1 protein-coding gene is annotated in these 919 nt (G+C 71.9%); it reads left to right on the top strand.

Going from position 1 to position 919, the window contains the following annotated elements; translation table 11 throughout:
- Positions 1–919 (top strand): CHASE2 domain-containing protein (locus tag DBR34_RS24080; protein ID WP_258224138.1); only part of this gene is annotated, 919 nt, incomplete at both ends.

A 919-nucleotide genomic window follows, 5' to 3' on the forward strand; every position in this document is an offset into this window, starting at 1 on the left:
GCCCGCCTGCTTGACCGCCTAACCGAGGCGGGCAGCGCGCGGGTGGTGCTGGACCTGATGCTGTCCGAGCCGGACCGCCAGGATGCGGCGCAGGACGCGGAACTGGCGGCGGCGATCCGGCGCAACGGCAAGGTGGTGCTGCCAGTATTGGCCGCGCCGGCCAGTGGCCCGAACATGGCCGAGGAACTGCTGCCGATCCCGCTGATCGCCGCCAACGCGGCCACGCTCGGGCACAGCGATGTCGAAGTGGACGCCGACGGCGTGGCGCGCGGCCTGTACCTCACCGCCGGGATCGGCTCACCGCACTGGCCCGCGCTCGGGCTGGCGCTGGCCGACGCGCGCGGCCCGCTGCCCGGCCTGCGCGATCCGGACCCGGGACAGTCTTCGCCCTATCAATGGCGACGCGACCATTACGTGCGGGTGCGCTACGCCGGCCCACCCGAACGGTTTCCGCAGGTGTCCTACGTGGACCTGCTCAACGGCGACGTCGACCCGGCGCTGCTGCGCGGGCGTCTGATCCTGGTGGGCATGACCGCCAGCGGCATCGCCCCGCGCCTGCTCACCCCGACCACGCGCGAGCGCTGGATGAGCGGCAGCGAGTACCAGGCCAACGTGGCCTCGATGCTGCTCACAAACAAGGTGATCACCCTGCCACCGACGCTGTGGCGCGACCTGCTCAGCGGCCTGCTGGTGGCGCTGTGCTGCCTGGGCCTGTCACTGCCCCGCGCATCGGCCAGCGCGCTGTTGGCGTTGCCGTCCACCCTGCTGCTCAGCTTCGTGCTGCTGCGCGCCGGCAACCTCTGGTTTGCACCGGCGGCAGCGCTGACCGGCATGCTGGCGGTCATCTGCGCCTGGGTGCTATGGCGGATCAGCGCGTGGCGCCGCCAGGCCAACAGCGATGCACTGACCGGGCTGGGCA

The organism is Stenotrophomonas sp. HMWF003 (assembly GCF_003061285.1).
Lineage (GTDB): Bacteria > Pseudomonadota > Gammaproteobacteria > Xanthomonadales > Xanthomonadaceae > Stenotrophomonas > Stenotrophomonas maltophilia_AP.